Annotated in this window: 16 protein-coding genes and 1 pseudogene; 9 read left to right on the top strand and 8 right to left on the bottom strand. The window is 67.9% G+C overall.

The features are described 5' to 3' along the window. Positions 1–147 precede the first annotated feature (147 nt). Positions 148–393, top strand: a complete 246-nt coding sequence (locus tag DA075_RS18190) for a hypothetical protein (RefSeq protein ID WP_099954411.1) — start codon at positions 148–150, stop codon at positions 391–393. Between the two features lie 193 nt (positions 394–586). Here the strand turns inward: DA075_RS18190 and DA075_RS18185 are convergent, their stop codons facing one another. Further along, the gene (locus DA075_RS18185) at positions 587–3,049 is read right to left on the bottom strand and encodes a PAS domain-containing protein (RefSeq protein WP_099954410.1); all 2,463 of its coding nucleotides are present in this window, start codon (positions 3,047–3,049) and stop codon (positions 587–589) included. Between the two features lie 338 nt (positions 3,050–3,387). Between DA075_RS18185 and DA075_RS18180 the strand changes: the two genes are divergently transcribed. The 6 genes from DA075_RS18180 (at position 3,388) to DA075_RS18160 (ending at position 11,861) form a co-directional block, all read left to right on the top strand. Beyond that, on the top strand, positions 3,388–4,563 hold the full coding sequence (locus DA075_RS18180) for a YihY/virulence factor BrkB family protein (protein ID WP_099954409.1): 1,176 nt from the start codon (positions 3,388–3,390) through the stop codon (positions 4,561–4,563). Between the two features lie 178 nt (positions 4,564–4,741). Further along, positions 4,742–8,692 (top strand): PAS domain S-box protein, encoded by a 3,951-nt coding sequence (locus tag DA075_RS18175; protein ID WP_099954408.1) that lies wholly within the window; start codon positions 4,742–4,744, stop codon positions 8,690–8,692. 225 nt (positions 8,693–8,917) lie between these two features. After that, positions 8,918–10,366, top strand: a complete 1,449-nt coding sequence (locus DA075_RS38405) for a GAF domain-containing protein (protein WP_329618770.1) — start codon at positions 8,918–8,920, stop codon at positions 10,364–10,366. Continuing rightward, positions 10,312–10,452, top strand: a complete 141-nt coding sequence (locus tag DA075_RS36645; RefSeq protein ID WP_164712382.1) for a hypothetical protein — start codon at positions 10,312–10,314, stop codon at positions 10,450–10,452. The genes DA075_RS38405 and DA075_RS36645 overlap by 55 nt, the downstream gene beginning before the upstream one ends. After that, positions 10,449–11,393: a sensor histidine kinase gene (locus tag DA075_RS18165; protein ID WP_164712380.1), complete on the top strand. Its 945-nt coding sequence runs from the start codon at positions 10,449–10,451 to the stop codon at positions 11,391–11,393. Before DA075_RS36645 ends, DA075_RS18165 begins: the two co-directional genes overlap by 4 nt. 96 nt (positions 11,394–11,489) lie before the next feature. Further along, complete coding sequence (locus DA075_RS18160) at positions 11,490–11,861, top strand: response regulator (protein WP_099954406.1); 372 nt, start codon at positions 11,490–11,492, stop codon at positions 11,859–11,861. Positions 11,862–12,141: 280 nt separating this feature from the next. On the opposite strand, the pseudogene DA075_RS18155 reads toward DA075_RS18160, so the two are convergent. From DA075_RS18155 to DA075_RS18130, 6 genes and pseudogenes are all read right to left on the bottom strand, one after another. Beyond that, positions 12,142–12,331 (bottom strand): annotated as a pseudogene (locus tag DA075_RS18155) (transposase); the annotation flags it as partial. Positions 12,332–12,499: 168 nt separating this feature from the next. Beyond that, the gene (locus tag DA075_RS18150; RefSeq protein WP_099954405.1) at positions 12,500–14,017 is read right to left on the bottom strand and encodes an SAVED domain-containing protein; all 1,518 of its coding nucleotides are present in this window, start codon (positions 14,015–14,017) and stop codon (positions 12,500–12,502) included. Positions 14,018–14,068: 51 nt separating this feature from the next. Then, positions 14,069–14,971 (bottom strand): CBASS oligonucleotide cyclase, encoded by a 903-nt coding sequence (locus tag DA075_RS18145; protein WP_099954404.1) that lies wholly within the window; start codon positions 14,969–14,971, stop codon positions 14,069–14,071. Then, entirely contained in the window at positions 14,971–15,474 is a 504-nt protein-coding gene (locus tag DA075_RS18140) for an HORMA domain containing protein (RefSeq protein ID WP_099954403.1), read from the bottom strand. The genes DA075_RS18145 and DA075_RS18140 overlap by 1 nt, the downstream gene beginning before the upstream one ends. Continuing rightward, positions 15,471–15,947 carry a hypothetical protein gene (locus DA075_RS18135; protein WP_099954402.1) on the bottom strand — a complete coding sequence of 159 codons (477 nt, stop codon included), beginning with the start codon at positions 15,945–15,947 and terminating at the stop codon, positions 15,471–15,473. The genes DA075_RS18140 and DA075_RS18135 overlap by 4 nt, the downstream gene beginning before the upstream one ends. After that, positions 15,947–16,849: an AAA family ATPase gene (locus tag DA075_RS18130; RefSeq protein WP_420813056.1), complete on the bottom strand. Its 903-nt coding sequence runs from the start codon at positions 16,847–16,849 to the stop codon at positions 15,947–15,949. Before DA075_RS18130 ends, DA075_RS18135 begins: the two co-directional genes overlap by 1 nt. A gap of 261 nt (positions 16,850–17,110) precedes the next feature. On the opposite strand from DA075_RS18130, the gene DA075_RS18125 reads away from it, so the two are divergent. Both DA075_RS18125 and DA075_RS18120 read left to right on the top strand, forming a co-directional pair. After that, positions 17,111–17,470 (top strand): helix-turn-helix domain-containing protein, encoded by a 360-nt coding sequence (locus DA075_RS18125; RefSeq protein WP_099954400.1) that lies wholly within the window; start codon positions 17,111–17,113, stop codon positions 17,468–17,470. Beyond that, positions 17,467–18,348: an ImmA/IrrE family metallo-endopeptidase gene (locus DA075_RS18120; RefSeq protein ID WP_099954399.1), complete on the top strand. Its 882-nt coding sequence runs from the start codon at positions 17,467–17,469 to the stop codon at positions 18,346–18,348. The genes DA075_RS18125 and DA075_RS18120 overlap by 4 nt, the downstream gene beginning before the upstream one ends. 635 nt (positions 18,349–18,983) lie before the next feature. Here DA075_RS18120 and DA075_RS36025 read toward each other — a convergent pair. Continuing rightward, positions 18,984–19,436: a hypothetical protein gene (locus DA075_RS36025; protein ID WP_123834336.1), complete on the bottom strand. Its 453-nt coding sequence runs from the start codon at positions 19,434–19,436 to the stop codon at positions 18,984–18,986. Positions 19,437–19,750: the final 314 nt, after the last annotated feature.

Genomic DNA, 19,750 nt, shown 5'->3' with positions numbered 1-19,750 from the left:
GTGTCGGCGTTGTCGTGGTCTTAGGATGCGCGACCGCAATCGGGACGCAGTCATCACGAGAGCACGTTTGGGACTTCGTAGCCGTATGCCGGCAACACAATGCCGCTCCTCGCGTTATTGCACGCATCGACCCTCATGGAAGCCTCCATGTCGAACCCGTTCTATGCCGCGTTCCTGCTTGCCCTGGAGGCTCAGAAGGTCGTCGAGCTGCGCCTGGTGCGCATTGCCTGGGGCGGTGCCGAGGCACAGGCCGAGATGGTCTCGATGGTCGGTGAGAAGGTGGTGGCCGCGATGGAGGCCGCCAACACCCTGATGACCGGTGGATCCCACGATGACGTCATCACCCGCTACCGGGATCTGGTCGCCGCCAACGTCCGACGCCTGACGGCCTGAACCTGCTGGCGCGCAAGAGCTTCCGCGGCACGGGCTTGCCAATGTCCGTGGCGCTGCCGCATTCCCTTTGAGTTGCACCAGCTCCGGACGCAGGCTCAAGAGCGCGAGCCGGTGGCATGGTGCAGGCTGCCGGCGCGAAATGTCGTCGCATCCGTAAGGCCACTTCGTGCCCTCGTCGTCCCGACGCACGGCCTCAGGCCGGCGTCCGTTTCCGCTGACGGGCCAGCACGCCGCGCAGCGCCCGCGCGACCTGCTCGGCCGAGTAGGGCTTCCGCACGAGCTCGAAACCGTGCGCGTCGTCACGCGCCAGCACATCGCTGTAACCGGTGGTCAGGATCACCGGCAGGTCCGGATGGCTGGCCCGCAGCCGCCGCGCGAGCTCGACACCCCCGATGCCGGGCATCACCACGTCCGAGAACACGGCGTCGAACCGCGACGGCACCCTTCCCAACTCGTCGAGCGCCGCTTCCGCGTTGTGCGCCCAGACCGTCGTGTGGCCGAGATCCTCCAGGAGTTGCGTGCAGAAGCGCCCGACGTCGAGGTTGTCCTCCACCACCAGCACGGGCAGGGCGCGTCCCGCGTCCTGCTCGCTGGCTTCCTCGTCACCGTCCTCCTCGCTTTCCGCGGGTGGGCCGACATGGGGCAGGTACAGCGTGAAGGTCGTCCCGCGTCCCACCTCGCTCGCCACGTCGACGTCGCCGCCCGACTGCTTGGCGAAGCCGATGACCTGGCTCAGGCCCAACCCGGTGCCCTTGCCGACTTCCTTGGTCGTGAAGAACGGCTCGAAGATGCGGGCCAGGAACTCCGACGCGATCCCTGCACCCTCGTCCGAGACCCGTACGACGGCGAAGGGCCCGGGCGCACCGGCATGGCCCCGGATGGAAGGCAGTCCCTCGCCGCAGGTGAGCCGGAGCGTCAGCGTGCCCTCGCCGTCCATGGCGTCGCGGGCGTTCACGGCGAGGTTCACCAACGCGGTCTCGAACTGGCTCGTATCCGCCCGCTCGTGGCAGGGTCCGTTGGGCACCTCCGTCAGGATGCGGATGCGCGCGCCGGTCACCGCGTTCAGCATCTCGGCGGTGGCCCGCACGCGCTCGCCGAGTTCGAACACCTCCGGCTTGAGAGCCTGCCGGCGAGCGAAGGCAAGGAGCTGGCTCGTCAGCTTGGCGGCGCGGTCGACCGTGTCGGCCACCGCCTCCAGGTAGCGGGCACGACGCTCCTCCGGCAGGGTCGGCCGACGCAGGAACTCGACCGAGGAGCGGATGATGGTCAGCAGGTTGTTGAAATCATGCGCGACGCCACCTGTGAGTTGACCCACCGCCTCCATCTTCTGAGCATGGCGCAACGCCTCCTCGGCCCGCGCGAGTTGCTCCTGCCCGCGCACCCGTTCGGTGGCGTCGACGGCGTACTGGAAGGCACCAATCCGCCGTCCCTGCGTGTCCCGCAGCGTCGTGAACCGGATCTCGTAGCAGGACCGCGACCGACCGGGGCTGCCGAACTCCTCGACAATCACGAACTCCTCGCCGGCGAGCGCCCGCTCCCAGACTGAGCGAACCAGTTCCTGCTGCTCGGGAACGCCGTCCAGGAGGCCGAGGAGGTCGTCGCCGACCTTGGGCCGGGCCCCGTACATAGCCTCAAAACCGTCGGCGAAGGCGCGGTTCAAGGCCACCACGCGATAATCGGGGTCGAGTGCCGCAACCAGGGCGTCGGTCGTCTCGAACACGTCGGCCCAGAGCTTGCGCTGCGCGAGTGCCTCACCGACCCGGCGTTCGAGCGTCGCGTTCATCTCGCGCAGCCGCTCCTCCGCGACCTTGCGGTCGTGGATGTCCTCGACCACTCCGTACCAGCGAACGATGTCGCCATCCTCGTTCCGGCGCGGCCGGGCACGGGCGCGCATCCAGCGGTACTCCCCGACGCCTGCGACGCGGATGCGGTAATCGACATCCACCGGCTCGCCGGAGCTCAGCGAGGCCGCGAAAGCGGTCATGGTCCCTGGCAGGTCATCGAGGTGCAGCGCCTTGGCCCAGCCCGACCCGTCCGGCTCGCCCGCGGCTTGCCCGGTGAGTTCGAGCCAGCGGTTCGAGTACGAGGTGATGTTGCCGTGCGGGTCGCAAGTCCAAGGCACCTGCGGGTTGAGTTCAACCGTGTGCCGGAAGTGGTCCTCGCTCTCGCGCAAGGCGGCCTCGCCGAGCACGCGGTCCGTGGTCTCGGTGATGACGCAGAACAGGCCGCCGATGCCGCCGGCATCGTCGAGGACCGGCGAGTAGGTGAAGGACCACCAGCTCCGCTCGGGTTCTCCCTCGCGCGAGAGGTCGAGCATGACGTCCGTCAGCTTCTGGCTCTCGCCGGCCATCGTGGCATCGACCAGAGGCTCGATCTCGCCCCAGATGCTCGCCCAGACCTCGCGGAAAGGCCGGCCGAGGGCGGTGTGCAGTCGATAGCCGAGGATCGGCCGGTAAGCGTCGTTGTAGAAGCATAGCAGGTCCGGGCCCCAGGCGAGGAACATCGCGGTAGGACAGGACAGCATCAGCGACAGGGTGGAGCGCAAGGCCGTCGGCCAGGCGTCCGGAGGCCCGAGCGATGTCTTCGACCAATCGCGGGCACGGATCTCCGCGCCGGTCACGCCACCGGACGGCAGGAACGGGAACGCGTCAGCCATGCCGCCCGAAACCCTTCGCCGCGTCGCTCGTAGCCCTCCGACGGCCCCGGCCCGCCGGGGATGTCGCGCAACGGGAAGTCCTGCTTGGCATGGCGGTCGCGTCACCTGTCGCTTCGGCGTGGCAGGGCGCCCTGGCCCGCCACGCTCGGTCGGTCCGGGCCCTAGATAGTGCAGGTTGGCGCGCACGACCGCTCCCTTGGATGGCTGCGTCGTCGCGGCTGCCTGGATGGCGAACGGCCGGCGAGCACGATATCGGCGACACGCGGGCACCAAAGCGTGTCCGTTGCCGTTGTGCAGATGCCCCAGGGCCCAACGTGAGCCCTGCGCCCCGGTGAGCCATGACGGATCAGCCTGCCCCGACGCCTCCTTCCGCTCGCCCCGAGCGGACCTCGCCGACCTTGTGGACCGCGTGCCTGGGCGTGGCCCTCGTCGGTCTGGTCGCCTTACCGAAGCGGCGCGGAGGTTCCTTGCCGATTGCGTCCGGCGGTCCGGGGAAAGAGGACCGGAAGCTCGGTACCGAGGATGCGCCCGTCTCGCACGAGGGCGCCGCGGCCGAGCGCCTGGCCGAGGCCGAGCCGGAGCGCGGGCGCAAGGCGGACACGCCCTCCGAGATCCCCGCCAAGGGCTGGAAGGACATCGCGCTCCGTCTCTACCGGGAGTTCGGCAACGACCGCATCCTGCTGGTCGCTGCGGGCGTGACCTTCTACGCCATCCTGGCCCTGTTCCCAGCCATCGCGGCGCTCGTCTCCATCTACGGCGCGGTCGCCGACCCGAGCACCATCAACCATCACCTGAACGACCTGCGCGGCATCCTGCCGGACGGGGCCATCGACATCGTCGGCGGTCAAGTGAAGCGTCTGGTCGACAAGGGCGACAAGGCGCTGGGCCTGACTGCCATCGTCAGCATCCTGATCTCGCTCTGGAGCGCCAACGGCGGGATGAAGGCGGTCTTCGACGCGCTCAACATCGCCTACGAGGAGGAGGAGAAGCGCTCGTTCGTGATGCTCAACCTGCAGTCGCTGGCATTCACCGTCGGGGCGCTGCTGTTCGTTGGGCTTGCCCTCACCGGCATCGTGGTCGTGCCGGCCGCGTTGCAGGTGCTCGGGCTCGACCAGAAGGCCTGGTACATCGCGCTCCTTCGGTTCCCCGTCCTGCTCGTCCTCGTCATCGGTAGCCTGGCGGTGCTGTACCGCTTCGGCCCGAGCCGCCGGAAACCCCGGTGGCGCTGGGTGACATGGGGCAGCGCGGTGGCCGGCTCCCTGTGGCTGGCCGCGTCGGGGCTGTTCTCCTGGTACGTGGCGAACTTCGGCAGCTACAACGAGACCTACGGCTCGCTCGGCGCCGCCATCGGCTTCATGACTTGGATCTGGCTGTCCACGACGGTGGTGCTGCTCGGGGCCGAGCTCAACGCCGAGATGGAACACCAGACCGCGCGCGACACGACGGTCGGCGGCGACAAGCCTCTCGGCGCCCGTCAGGCCCGCATGGCCGACACCGTGGCGGCATCCTCCTGACCGCCGGCAATATCGGCGACCGCGTGCGCCCCGGTCCGGCAGACGCCGGTTGCCTAACAACTTGGGTCGGCCTACGCCTCGCCTCATATGACGGGCAAGCGGCACCCACCTCCGTCGGGCCCCCGCCTTCTCCTCGAACACTCCGCGTAACCCTGTCTTGAACGCTTCCTCTCCGCTCATGCCCGGCGAGCCGACCCCGGCCTTCTGCCGTGCGATCTTCGGCAGCGCCGTCGACTTCGCCATCATCACCACCGACCACGAAGGGCGTGTCACCGCCTGGAACCCAGGCGCCGAACGCATCCTGGGCTGGCCGGCCGAGGAGATGGTCGGGCAGCCGGCCGCGACCTTCTTCACCCCCGAGGACCGTGCTGCCGGGCGGCCCGAGACGGAGATGCGCTGCGCCTCCGAAACCGGACGCGCGGCGGACGAACGCTGGCACCTGCGCAAGGACGGCTCCCGCTTCTGGGCCAGCGGCGAGATGATGCCCCTGCGCTCACCGGACGGCACCGGGATGGGCTTCCTCAAGATCCTGCGCGACCGCACCGACGCCACGGCGACCGAAGGGGAGACCCGCCGCGTCCGCGACGGGCTCCAGGTTGTCACCGACGCCCTGCCGGTGCTGATCTCGTTCATCGACCAGGATCACGTCTACCGGTTCGTGAACCGGTACTACGAGGCGTGGTTCGGGCGGCCGGCGAGCGAGATCCTGGATCGGCCGGTGCGAGAGGTCGTCGGCGAGGAGGTGTACCAGGCCCGCCTCCCCCTCATCTCGCGGGCGCTCGCTGGTGAGGACGTCACGTTCGACGCGCTGATGCCGTACCAGGACGGCATCCCTCGGCAATCGGAGATCCGCTACATCCCGCGCCGGTCCGCCGACGGCACCGTCGCCGGCATCTTCGTCATGGTCACGGACATCGCGGAGCGCCACCGCGCCAGGGCCGACCTGCAGGAGGCGGAGGATCGGCTCCGCCTAGCCCTGGAGGGGGCCGGGACCGGCATCTACGACTACGACCTCGTCACCGGCGCGCTCACGTGGGACGCGCGCACCCGAACCCTGTTCGGGCTGTCGCCCGACGATCCCGTCTCCTACGAGGGCGCCTTCCTGCCTGGCGTGCACCCTGACGACCGGGAGCGGGCGGACAAAGCCGTGCAGGCAGCCATCGGCATGGCCGACGGTTTCGAGCTAGAGTACCGCGTCATCGGCCGGCGCGATGGCGTGGAGCGCACGCTGGCCGCGAGGGGCAACACGGTTTTCCGGGACGGCCGACCCGTGCGCTTCGTCGGCACCGTCCGTGATATCACGGAGACCAGAACCGCCGAAACTCGCGCGCGGCGTCTTGCGGCTCTCGTCGAGCAGTCGAGCGACTTCATCGGGTTGGCCGATCTCGACGGCAACGCGGAGTTCGTCAACGAGGGTGGTCGTCGGCTCGTCGGTTTGGCCGGCCTGGAAGAAGCCCGCGGCTACATCCTGCTCGACTACTTCGAGCCGGCAGACCGACCAACGGTGCTAGGGAAGGTCCTTCCCACCGCGCGTGAGGGCGGCTTCTGGGAAGGCGACCTCGCGTTCCGCAACTTCTCGACCGGCGCCGCGGTCCCCGTCCACTACACCATCTTCCCGGTCCGCGACGCGGAGGGTGCGGTCACCGGCTACGGTACTGTCACCCGCGACCTTACGGAACGCCGCAGGCTGGAATCCTTCCGGGACGCCTTGATCGCCATCGGCGACCGCCTTCAGGAATGCCGCGACACGGCCGAGATGGCGGCAGTAGGCGCCGAGATCATGGCCCGCACGCTAGGTCTCGACCGGGCCGGGTACGGCACGGTCGACGAGGCGCTGGAGTACGTCGATATCGAGCGGGACTGGACGGCCCCGGGCGTGGTCAGCCTCGCCGGGCGGCACCGCTTCGCCGATTACGGTGAGGTCCGCTCCGGCCTGGCGGAAGGCCGCGAGGTCGTCATCCCGGACGTGACGGTCGATCCGCGCACCGCGGGCAACCCGGGACCGCTCCTGGCCATAGGCGTACGTGCCTTGATCAACGTGCCGGTGATGGAGCACGGGCGCATCGTGGCGCTCTTCTTCCTGCACGACCGGCAGCCGCGTGACTGGCGCACCGATAAGCTCGACTTCGTGCGCGACGTCGCCGAGCGCACCCGGGCCGCCATCGAGCGCTTCCGCGCAGAGGCGAGCCGACGCGAGAGCGAGGAGCAGTTCCGGGTCTTCGCGCAGGCCATGCCGAACCACGTCTGGGCCGCCGACGCGAACGGTGACCTCTACTGGTTCAACGTGCAGGTCAACGCTTACGCTGGCACCGTGCCGGGCGAGCTCGACGGGACGGCATGGGCGTCCATCGTACACCCGGATGACGTCGAGGCCGCAGGCCGGGCCTGGGCGGCGGCGCTTGCCGACGGCACCCTCTACGAGACTGAATTCCGCATCCGTCGCGCCGACGCGACCTATCGTTGGTTCCTCGTTCGGGCCGAGCCGATCCGCGGTCCCGGCGGCGCGGTGGTCCGGTGGATCGGCACGAACACCGACATCGAGGACCGCAAACGTGCCACGGCCCAGCTGGAGTGCCTCAACGCGTCCCTGGAGCAGCAGGTCGAGGAGCGCACGCGCGACCGCGACCGCATGTGGCGCCTCTCGACCGACGTGATGCTGGTGGCCCGCTTCGACGCCACCATCGTAGCGGTCAACCCGGCCTGGACCGCGCTGTTCGGCTGGAGCGGGGACGAGCTCGTCGGGCGCTCCTTCATGGACCTCGTCCACCCGGATGACGCGGCCTCGACCGCCGCGGCCGCCGGCGACCTTTCGGCCGGCTCGGTCATTCCCCGCTTCGAGAACCGCTACCGGCACAAGGACGGCTCCTACCGGTGGCTTTCCTGGACGGCGGTGCCGGACGCGGACTTCATCCACGCTGTCGGCCGGGACGTCACGGCCGAGAAGGAGGCCGCGCAGGCGCTCGCACGGACCGAGGAGGCGCTGCGCCAATCGCAGAAGATGGAAGCGGTCGGGCAGCTCACCGGCGGCCTGGCGCACGATTTCAACAACCTGCTCACCGGCATTTCCGGCAGCCTGGAACTCCTGCAGACCCGGATGAGCCAGGGCCGGCTCACCGACCTCGACCGCTACATCAACGCAGCCCAGGGCGCCTCGAAGCGAGCGGCCGCCCTCACCCACCGCCTGCTCGCCTTCTCGCGGCGCCAGACCCTCGACCCGAAGCCCACCGACGTGAATGCCCTCATCCACGGCATGCAGGAGTTGATCCGCCGGACGGTGGGCCCGACCATCCACATCGAGGTGGTCGGCGCGGCCGGCCTCTGGCCGGCACTCGTCAATCCGCCGCAGCTTGAGAACGCGCTGCTCAACCTCTGCATCAACGCGCGGGACGCCATGCCGGACGGCGGCCGCATCACCATCGAGACCGCCAACAAGTGGCTCGACGACCGCGCCGCGCGCGAGCGCGATCTACCGCAGGGGCAGTACCTGTCCTTGTGCGTGACCGATACAGGAACTGGCATGACGCCGGACGTCATTGCGCGCGCCTTCGACCCGTTCTTCACCACGAAGCCGATCGGTCAGGGTACCGGTCTCGGCCTATCGATGATCTACGGCTTCGCGCGGCAATCGGGCGGGCAGGTGCGCATCTACTCTGAGGTCGGTCAAGGCACGACCATGTGCATCTACCTCCCGCGCCACTACGGCGACGCAGAGGGCGCCGAAAGCATGCCGGACCTCGCCTCGGCTCCGCGTGCCGAGCAGGGCGAGACGGTACTCATCGTGGACGACGAGCCGAGCATCCGCATGCTGGTGACGGAGGTTCTGGAAGACCTGGGCTACACCGCCATCGAGGCGGCGGACGCGGCCGCCGGGTTGAAGGTCCTGCAATCGGACGTGCGCATCGACCTGCTCGTCACCGACGTCGGCCTGCCGGGCGGCATGAACGGGCGCCAGATGGCCGATGCCGGCCGCGTGAGCCGACCGGGATTGAAGGCGCTGTTCATCACCGGCTACGCCGAGAACGCCGCGGTCGGGAACGGCCACCTGGAGCCGGGCATGCAAGTGCTGACCAAGCCTTTCGTGATGGAGGCGCTGGCCTCCCGCATCAAGGACCTCATCGCGGCGCCCTGACGAACCCATGGGGGCGACCGCATGGGGGATCCCCCGCCTTCTCGCCATCCGGCGCGGGCATAGGCTGCACCGCGCCCCGCTTTCACGCTATCGGAACGGGTTCAAGCGTTGCCTGAGCGAAGTGAATGGGCGACGCATGGCCCGTAACCCCAGACGCCCCGTGCGCGTCGGTTCCGCGCGAGGCCAAGTAGCGCCGGCCCATCGATGAGCGTACCTGCAGCCACCTTGGACACCGTCGTCGACCCGAACCGGCTCGCGGCTCTGGCCACCTACGGGATCCTCAACACTGCGCCGGAGAAGGGCTTCGACGACATCGTCCTGCTCGCCCGCAACATCTGCGAGACCCCGGTGGCCCTGGTCAGCCTCGTCGCCGGCGACCAGCAGTGGTTCAAGGCACGCCTCGGCTTCCCGGAATGCGGGACGGACCTGAACGCGTCCGTCTGCGTCCACGCGCTCGTCGAGCCGGACCTGCTCGTCATCCCCGACCTGACCCGCGACCCTCGCACCCTGACAAACCCGCTGGTCACCGGCGGGCCCGGCATCCGGTTCTACGCAGGCGCACCTTTGCGCACGCCGGACGGCAAGGCGCTGGGGAGCCTCTGCGTGATCGACGTCGCTCCCCGGCCGTCCGGGCTTACGCCTAGCCAAGCCGAATCCCTTCGTGCGCTAGCCGGGCAGGTCATGGCGCAGATGGAGCTGCGTCGCGCGTTGGCCGAACAGCGCCGCCTGCTCGGGCAGAGCGAGGAGCTGATCCGCACCCAAGCCGCCCTGTCCGGGGCCAAAGGCGATCTGGGCGTCATGCTGGACGCCTTGGTCACGGGTGCGATTGAAGCCGTGCCGCATGCCGAGGGCGCCGTCATCGAGACGTTGGACGGCGAGGAGCTTGTCTATCGCGCCACCACGGGCGTACTCGTTCCCCATGCTGGGCTGCGGGTGCCGCTGCGAGGCAGCCTCGCGGGGGCGTGCCTGCTCTCCGGCGAGCCCGCGCTGGTACCCGACGTGCTGGAGGATGCCCGGGTCAAGCGGGACCTCGTCGAGTCCCTTCGCCTGCGCTCCTGCGTGATCGTGCCGGTCCGCCGTGGCAGGGAGGCGGTCGGCGTGCTCAAGCTGCAGTCGAGCCGACGCCGAGCCTTCACTGCCACCGACCTCAAGCTCGCGCAAGTGCTCGCCGGCACCGTGTCGGCGGGGTTGGCCGAGTTGGGTGAGGTCGCCGCCCGGCGCGAGGCCGAGGACCATTTGCGGCTCGCACAGGAGGCCGGCGGCGTGGGCGTGTTCGCCGTCGGGCGCGACGGTGTCCTGCACGCCACGCCCGAGTTCTGCCGCCTCTACGGCTTGCCACCGCGCGACAGCTACCCGTCTGCAGCCTTCGAGCGGCTGGTTATCCGGGAGGACGCGCACCTCGTCTCGACCGCGACTTTCCGCACGAACGGGCAGGCGCCGCGCGACGTCGAGTACCGCATCCGCCGACCCGACACGGGGGAGGTGCGCTGGATCGCCCGCAAGGCGAGCTCGAACGCGACGAGGCCGGCAAGCCCCTCCGCTTCGTCGGCGTCGCGCGCGACATCACCAAGCAGCGGGCCGACCGGGACGCGCTGGCCGAGAGCGAGTGGTTCAAGACGGTGCTGTTGGAGCTCGGCGACCGCCTGCGCGACCTCACCGAAGTGGCCGAGGTGACGCGGGTGGCGGCCGAGGTCGCAGGCACTGCGCTGAACGCCAGCCGCGCCGGTTTCGGCCGCCTCGACGCGACGGGCAACACGTGAGCATCGAGCCGGACTGGACGGCGCCGGGACAGGTCAGCGTGGCCGGCGACCACCGCTTCGCCGACTACGGTGAGCTTCATCACGGCCTCATGCGGGGCGAGCCGCTGGTGATTCACGACGTCGCCGCAGACCCGCGCACCGCCTCCTTCATGCCAGCGCTTCGGCCCATCGACGTGGCCGCCTTCGTCGATACCCCGCTCCGCGAGCGCGGCAGCACGGTGGCTCTGTTCTTCGTGCACGACCGCGTGCCCCGGACCTGGACCGCGCAGGAACTTGAGTTCATGCGCGTGGTGGCCGACCGCGTCGAGGTCGGCGTCGCGCGGCTGCGGGCCGAGGAGCGGCAACGCCTGCTCAACCACGAGCTTTCGCACCGCATGAAGAACCTGTTCTCGATGGTGCAGGTCGTGGTGGCGCAAACGCTGCGCGGTGCCGCCGACGTCGATGACGCGCGCGAGGTACTCTCCCAGCGATTAATCGCGCTCGGCAAGGCGCACGACATCCTGCTCGGAGGCGCCGCCGAGCGCGCCCCCCTCGCGGCCGTCGTCCGGGAGGGCATCGGCGTCCTGGAGGGGGCATCGGAGCGTGTGCGGGTCGCAGATCCCGAAATCGAGGTCGGCGCGAAAGCGGCTCTATGGCTCGCGCTGATGCTGCACGAGATGACTACCAATGCAATGAAGTACGGCGCGCTCTCGGTCCCGGACGGCCGGGTGGAGATGTCTTGGTCCATCCGGGAGGGTGACGACGGTCCTCTCCTGAGGCTCGCCTGGCGCGAGCGCGGCGGGCCCCCGGTGCGTCCCCCCGCCCGTAAGGGCTTCGGAACGCGGCTGATCGAGCGCGGGTTGACCGGCCAAGTTGGGGGCGTCCTATCCTTGGACTACCCCCCCGAGGGCGTGACCTGCGTCGTCGAGGCGCCCCTCCGCAACTTCCAGGACGAGGGCTGAGGGCGCGTCGGCGTCCCAGTGGCGTGCCGCCAAGCTGAAACTGCGTGCCCTATTCGGCGGTTGCACCGCTTCGTCCCCGAGCCCTGGTCCCGCCCTATGTCCTCGCCGCCTGCTCCCCTCCCCTGCATCCTCTTCGTGGAGGACGAACACCTCATCCGCATGATCGCCGTCGCGATGCTGGAGGATGCCGGCTACGCCGTCGTTGAGGCGTCCACGGCTGACGCAGCCTTGTCGGTGCTGGAGCAACGCCGCGGCGTCGACGTCGTCTTTACCGACATCGACGTGCCGGGATCGATGGATGGGCTCGCGCTGACGGGACGCGTCGCCGAGCGCTGGCCACGTATCCGGCTCGTCGTGACCTCGGGCCGGGCTTGGCTCCGTGAGGCCAAGGTTCCCGACGATGGGCGATTCTTCCCCAAGCCCTACCGGTCGCCGCAGCTGCTGGAAGCCATCGGCGCCGCGGCATGAGCGGGCGCGTGATTTGAGGTTCAAGAGCCAGAGTCAAAACCCAATCAACTTGGCCATGTCTGGGCCGCTTTCGATCCCACTCGGATGTTCCGGTGGTGCTTGCGCAATCCACGCTCCTGACCCAAAGCCGCCCATCGCGGCGGATGTCGGGAATGTCTGGTTGCAAGGGTTTTCCCAGCATTTGCGTTCCTGACACGGTTCGCTGCCACCAGCCGATTCGCGGGGGCTCTCGCATCAAGCGCGTCAGCAGACGCCGCTGCCGTGACCGCGGGGAATCGGTCGTTTTCCACCTCCAGCTGCTTCAGCCGCCGGATCTCCGGTACGCCCATGCCGGTGAACTGCTTCTTCCAGCGGTAGAAGGTCGTCTTGGACACGCCCATCTTCCGGCAGATCTCCTCCACCGTGCTGCCGTTCTCCGCCTGCCTGAGGGCAAAGGCGATCTGTTCGGTCGTGAAGCGTTTGCGAGGCATGACATCCATCCTCGGTCAGAGTTCAGGATGCCCGAAAAACTTGCGCTCGATGCGGACCAGTTGGCCGGGTCAGGGTCAAGACAGCGGGCCGCGGTCTCCGTCGCGGCCAGCCACGGCGCGATAGAGCCCGATCCGCGCCAGCGGAGACACAAGGAAATACCTCTGCGTCTAGTCGATAACGAAGGATGGCTGATAGGTCTTGGTGCCCCGCCGGTCGAAGTCGAACTCATAGACGATGCAGGGGGCGATGCTCTGGTGATGCTGACCGAGGAAGAACAGGAAGCTGTTCGGGCACGCCGCAAAGATGTGAACCACGGCATCGGGATCGTGGATCTTTAGAGACCGCAGGTGATTGGAGAGTTGTTCAGCGAGAGCTGCCGCGTGCTCTCCGCCCGCAACGCTCTGCTGACCCGGCCCGCCAGGCAGCGTGCAGGACACGAGGCGTCCGACTTCGGGCAGTTGCGCGGCAACGTAGGCACGCGCCTGCGCCGTGGCCGGCTGCGAGATGCTGACAGCCACCGCGATATCGCGCCCATCCCCGATGACCTCATCAGCGATGTCGAAGCGAGCGCCCTTGGCCGCCGAGGCGTCGTCCGCGCGCCAGATCCGCGCCCCGACGCGCCCCTTTTGCGCCAGCTGCGTCTGGACGCCAGATTTAAGATCGAGAACCGCGCCGGCAAGGAACGCGATGGAGGCGTGGGCATCCAGGATCAGGCGCAGTCGTGCCGACTTTCTGACAGCCTCCCGCAGGAAGTTCTCGACTTTCGGCCTGATGTCCCTCTGCCAGTGGCGGTCGTCCTGAAGATAGCGCTGCCGGAAATCGTCGGTGAGCAACAGCGTGTCGCCGGGCGCGGCGCCGACGATGTCAGCCGCCGGCCCCAGGAAGCTGCGGATGGCGACCGGAAGAAACGGGTCCGGCTCAGCCATCCGCTCGACGAGCAGACGTTCCTCGCGGCAGAACTGAAGAAACGAGTCCCGGGTCAGCGCGCTGAGCTGCCGGATTTTCAGCTGGCGGGCCAGCTCGTCGTAGCGGAAATCCGAATCAGCCGCGCTGCACGCCAGCACGCCCACGACCTGCGCCTTGACGTTGATCTCCGTGCGCAGCTCGTCGAGGGACCTGTGCCCGTCGATGACGCGCAGGCCGCGCACAACGGCTTTCAGCGCCTCGTCGTCGGCGAGCTGCAAATGCTCCCGCCAGAGCTTGCGCACCTTGCCCATCCGGCTCCTGTCCGTGGTGCCGTCGAACAGCTTTTCGATCAGCAGGGTCTTGTCATGACCCGAGATGAGCGTGGCGAGCGGATCGCCGTCCTTGATGCGGTAGGTGGTCAGGAACGTGAAATGCGCCGACGGCGGCGCCGTCAGTCGCGCCTGCTGCAGGCGGTGCAGAAGAGAGAACGACTGCGCGCCGATGAAGTCGGGATCGATGAAATCCTCGTACCCGAATCGCCCGCCCGTCTGCACGTGCCACTTGACCTGGTGGTAGTCGGCCGAGACACGCTCGGGGCCTGAACGGGCAACGGGCGGATCATACTTGACGACCACGTCGTCGAACGCCTTCGGCCCGTTGGCCTCGAACGTCACCTCGACAACGCAGGAGTGCGGATCGAGAAGGTTGAACGCGTTCTCCCAAAAGATGCGGGCCTGATAGTTATCGCCATGCCAGCGCGCCGTAACCGCCTCAGCCATGCGCGGCCTCCGTCCGGTTTGCCCCTGGGGCAGTGTTGTCTCGCGCGCGCATCATGACAGCGGGAATTTGGGACCGAAGAGGGCGCGCCAGGCTTTGAGCCCCTCGCCGTTGCGGCCCTGGCGGGCGTGATTGATGGCGAGCGACGCCTCGCGGCTTGCCGCCATCAGCAGGTCGCGGGCGCGTTGCTTGCGGGCATTGTCCATGCCGTTGCTGATCGCTGGCCCCAGGCCGGCAGGGTCCGGCCAAGTGTCGAAAATGCGATCGGCCAGGGTTGCGAACAGCGCCTGGATCTCGATGTCAAAGCGCCCCTGCCACCCGCCGTATAGGCATTCGAGGGCCATCACCTCGATCAGGAACGACGGTTTGACCGGCTTGTCGGCGCCGTGCTTGGGGTTGTTGTTCCAGTATTTGACCATGCGCACGAGGCCCTTCCATTCGCTCGAGAAGGACTGGTGGGCGGCTGTCGCCTTGTCCGCGTGAATCTTTGGGTTGGTCTTGATCCAGACGCCGCTGTCCGTGTCGGGGATCTCGTAATCGGTGCCCTTGGCGAAAGCGGGAACGACGTCGACGCTCAGGACGCGGTAGTCGGTATTGTCCTCGGCGTCGACGACGACGCCGAAATCAACATTGACCGACCGGCTCTGCTTGCGCACGGCGTCCTTGCCGTACTTGTCGACCAGCGCGTCGCAGAAATCCTTGATGACGACGGAAGGCGGCTTGTCGCGGTAATGGCGCTCGGACTCCTTCAGGACGAAAAAGATGTCGATGTCCTTGAGCGGCTTGGTCTTGGTGTGGCGCCTGTAGGAGCCGGTGAGGAAGCTGTTGTCGATCGAGAATTTCGTATCGAGATATTCGCGCACCTCGTTCTGGCGCGCCGACGCGTTCGCCTGCTCCTTGTCATTGAGTTCCAGGCGGCTCTTGAATTTCCGGAAAGCCTCGTCGACCGTCAGCATCAGTTGGTCTTCCTCCAGTAGGCGGCGTTACCCCCGAGGCCGCTATGATCGATGGTCGTGCCCAGGCTGTGCCTTAAGAAGCCGTCGGTGGAGCGGTAGGCGCCCTTCCCCCAGCCCTGGACGTCGGGACGGCCGGGCTTGGTGTGCAGCAGGATGTCGTAGCTGGCGTCGGCCGGCGCGACGCCGGCCTTGCGGATGTGGTATTTGAGCTGCTCCGTGTCGGTCCAGAAATTGCCGTCGCCGGACGACCAGTTGTAGACGACGTCGATATCCCAGCGGACGATCAGGGCGCCGGTCTTGGGGTTGAACACCTCCAGCACGACGCTCTGCAGGTCGCCGGTGCCGAGCCACGTCTTGAGGGCGCGCATGTTCGTTTCCCAGTCGGCGACGAGCCTGCCGGGGTCGAGCCCGCTGAGCTGGACGATGTCCTTGAAGCTCTTCAGGATGTTGTCCGCCACATAGGTGACGGAGTGCGTGTAGGTGTTGACGGCGACGCTGGTCATGAGCCGAGGAACCCCTTCGGATCGAGGGTGAGGGCCTGCGCCGCCGCGGCTTCGGCGCCGCCGGCAGCCTTGACGGTTTCGTCGCGGTCGCGGGCCGTGATGCGGGTGCTGTGTTTCTTGAGGGCGGCCTGGACCCAGGCGAGGTCCTCGCTCAGGCAGGGCAGCGAGACGCCCCAGTCGCCCTTCAGCGGGTCGTAGCCGAGCGCGTCTTCGTTCGCGTCCCCGCCGTCTATGGCGTCGTCTCCATAGAGGCAGTAGATGCGCGTGCGCGGACCGTCGCAGGTGACGGTGATCGCCGAGTCCTTCGGCGCCTGATCGGCGATGACGCTCGCGGCGACGCCGCCGATGGCGAGAAGCTCCTCACGCGCTGCGCCGGCGGCACCCTTCGTGAGAAGATCGACGATGGCCGTCCAGGTCTCGAGGGCGTTCCGGCCCGGCGTGCTGCGGAACGTGCGGCTGGCAACAGTGCTCATCAGGGCTTGCCTCCCGTGCGGCTCGCCTTGGCCGCTTTGGCCGCCGCGAGGATGTCCTCGATCGTGACCTGGCCGGGGTTCATCGCCGTCCGCGGGCTGCTCGCGAGGGCGTTGGCGACCATCTTGCGGATCGCCCGCCCGTCGAGGCCGACACATTCGGCGGCGCAGCGGTCGAACTGCGGCGTGCCCACGAGCTTGCCGATGGCGGGATAGGTGCGGCTGAGGCCGGTCAGGCAGTCCTTCAGGATGAGGCCGCACGCGGCGCGATCGGGCAGCGGAACCGTCATCACCAGGTCGCAGCGGGACGTGAACGCGCTGTCGACCGCCTGCGGGAAGTTGCTGGTGGCGACGAACAGGAGATTGGGATGGCGGTCGGCCAGCATGTCGAGCTGGACGAGCACGGCGTCGGTCGCGCGGTGGATGTCGATCGGATTGGCGTCCAGGCTCATCTTCGACCGGTCGGCGGCCAGCGTCTCGACCTCGTCGAGCAGGACGATCGTCGGCCCGGCCATCGCGGCCTCCGCAATGGCCTGCGAGAAAAGGTCGGAAACCGCGCGCTGCGTCTTTCCCATCGCCGAGCTGGTCAGCGTATGCGGCTCCACTTCCAGGAGGCGGAACTTGCCGCCCGGGAACGACTCCGCCGTCCGGTGCGCCAGCCCGCGGGCCAGAGACGTCTTCCCGGTGCCGGGCGGCCCGACCAGCAGGATGACGCCATGCAGGGGAATGACGCTGCGGTCGACCTTGCCCCGGAGCGTGAAATTCAGCACCGCCTGGGACAGGAGCTGCCCTTTCAGGCGCTCTTCGAGGATGATCGATTCCCAAAGGGCGCCAAGCTGCGCGTCAGGCAGGGCGCGGCTGCGCTGAATGCCCTTCGGCAGGTCATCCGGATCGATCGTGGCCATGTGCCTCATCGCTGGTCCCCTTCCGGGCTTACCGGCCGGCCGCCGGACGCCTCTAAAATGAAAAGGCCGCACCGGGGTGGCGCGGCCTTGGCGGGCGGCGGAATCGCCGCCGGCTCCGCAAAGCGGTCGAAGGCGGCGTGACTGACGCGGAGGCGACTCATTCGTTCAGGCCCCTTGCCTTAACGGGTTAGACATGAGATACTTGTCAAAAAATATAGGATGGGCAATTAAGTCCGTCAAGTTCAACTTGCCGGAGTCGACATGACCGACGAGTCCACCCCGAAAGAGATTTTCCGCGAGCGGCTCCGAAAGGCTCGGGATTTGAGGGACTGGAGCCAGGGCGACCTCGGCGAGAAGGCCGGGATGCCGCCCAGCTCCATCGCGCATTTCGAGGCAGGGTCCCGCAAACCGTCCTTCGACACGCTGCGGCGGCTCGCCAATGCGCTTGAGGTGACGACCGACTACTTGCTGGGACGGGTGGACGATCCCGGGCTCGCGGAGGCCGGCGACCCCCTGTTCAGGGACATCGGCAAACTGTCAGGACATGACCGGGAGATCGCGCAAGATTTCCTGAGAATGCTGGCGCAGCGCAAAAGCGGAAAAAAAGACAAGGACCCGTGAGCCGCGTCTTCAGTCTCAAGATGGCCCGGCAGACCGCCGAAGCCTTTCTGAAGGAGGAAGGCATCACCACGCTGCCGGTCGATCCGTTCGCGATCGCCGAGAGCCGCGACATCGCGGTCGAGGGTAAGCCGGAGACGGCTGACGGCGTGTCCGGCATGCTGCTGCGCCATGGCAACAACTTCGGAATCGTCTTCGCGACGCATATCCCCAGCAAAGGGTTCCAGCGATTCAGCGTCAGCCACGAGTTGGGGCATTACTTCCTGCCCGGCCACGTCGACCAGGTCCTGAAGAACGGCATCCACGTCTCCCGCGGGGGATTCATCACCGCGGACCCCTACGAACTCGAGGCCGATCATTTTGCGACCGGGCTGCTGATGCCCGAAGGGCCCTTCAGGAAGGCGATGGACCGGCACGATCCCGGCCTTGAGGCTATTGAGGCCGTGGCCGATCTCTGCCTGACCTCGCGCACAGCCACAGCGATTCGCTATGCGGAGCTGACCGACACGGCCGTCGCGGTCATAATGAGCACCGGCGGCACGATCGACTACTGCTTCCTTTCCGAGGCCATGAAGTCGCTGCCGAAACTCGACTGGCTGCGCAAGGGCTCTCCCCTGCCGCCCGGCACCGCGACGGCCCGCTTCGCCGCGGAGCCGGGCCGCGTGCGGGCCGGCGAGCGCATCGCCGACGCGGTCGATGTCAGGGACTGGCTGGGCGGCACCACGCGCGCCGCCATCTCGGAAGAGTCCGTCGGCCTTGGTTCTTACGGCAAGGTTCTCACCGTCCTCGTCTCCTCGCAGATCGGCCAGGATGACGATTCCGACGACGAAGAACGCGAAGAGGACGTCATCGAGCGCTGGACGCCGCGTTTCAGCCGATAGGCGGGATGATGCCGCCGAGCGGCACGGCCTGCCCCGAGACGTAGAAACTCAGCCCACCTTCGGCGGCTTGGGTTGTGGAAACGGAAGCGAGGGCTCCTCCGAGAAGTAGCCCACCCACGACCCAGCGGACGACAGGAGCCATTCCCACCTCCCGAAACGTCGGGCTTCCGCTGCGCTCGGGCTCGGAAGCTCTCCTGCTAACGCTACTGTAGATTGATAATTAGCGGTTGTGAGCATATACACGGGAAATATCAACAATTGACGACACGCTGCCCCATATCGATCCGGTAGGGGAGGCTGCCCCAACGACCGTCCTCGCTCCTGCGCGGAGCAGTCCAAGATGCGGCCGCGGTGAGCATCAGGAGCGCCGGCGCGTCCGGGGTCGGCAAGCGCCCGCGGCGGGCGGCGTCGGCTCTCAACTCACATGAAGTGGTTCCATACGTCGCTCTTACATAAATCTGCAGGAGCCCCAGTTGCCGGCTTCGAACGGCTGCTATCGGATGTCGAACAGGCATTCCGGTGACACAGGTCGAAGATCCGGAAGTGGCGCAATGCCGACCAACGGGTATGCGAACTGTTGGCCTTCGACGGGCCTTAACACGGGCAAGCTGATTGGGTTTAGCCCTAAGAGTGCCTCAAGGCCGGGCGCGAACGCGTCCGGCCAGTTCTGCCAGTCTCTTGGTCAGCGACCAGAATGCGGCGAACAGGTGGGGGCGCATCGGGTCGCCGGGGATCAGGAGCGTCTCCTCGCAATCGTTGGCGACCCGGAGCTTGCGCACCTTCTGCCGCATCTCCTCGACTGCGAGCGACATCAGGGCCTCGGCATCCTCGCCCACCGGCGCCAGGTCGTCGGCGCGCGCACCCGCCTCGGCCCGCGCCCGGTTCGAGGCGACTTGCAGTACCAAGGCCTCGGTGGCCTCCATCTCGGCATCGCTCAGGGACGTGCGGAGCTGCGGTGGATCCTCCTTGAAGTCCGCCGGGCCGAGGGGCCGTGATCGCGGCCCATTCTCGTCGGGGTCGGCGGGGGCCGGTGGGAGAATGGAGGCCGCGGTCTCCTCGACGGCCCGCTTCAAGGCCTCGGCGCGCAACGCCTCCTTCTCGCGGCGCTGCGACGGGTCGATGTTGGCCTCCTAAAAGCCGTCGGCCAGGGCGGCGTTGATGGTCCCTTCGGGCAGGACCGCGGCCGCGATGCAGCCCGAGCGGGCGCGGGGCTGCGCCCGAGGCCTGCCGCACAGTGGATGAGCAGCCGCCCATGGGCATCGACGAAGCCGAGGATTGCTGGACGTGTGAGTGGGCGTGCAGGACGAGGTGTCTGCCCGCGTGGGCTACCCCGGGGCATGGGGCCTGCCGCCCTCCGCATCGTGGAAGCACAGGTGCAGGTGCGGGCCGGTCCAGGGGATCT

It is taken from the genome of Methylobacterium currus, assembly GCF_003058325.1.
Taxonomy (GTDB): domain Bacteria; phylum Pseudomonadota; class Alphaproteobacteria; order Rhizobiales; family Beijerinckiaceae; genus Methylobacterium; species Methylobacterium currus.
Note: the sequence above shows the minus strand (reverse complement) of the source record. Positions and strands in the feature narration are given on the sequence as shown.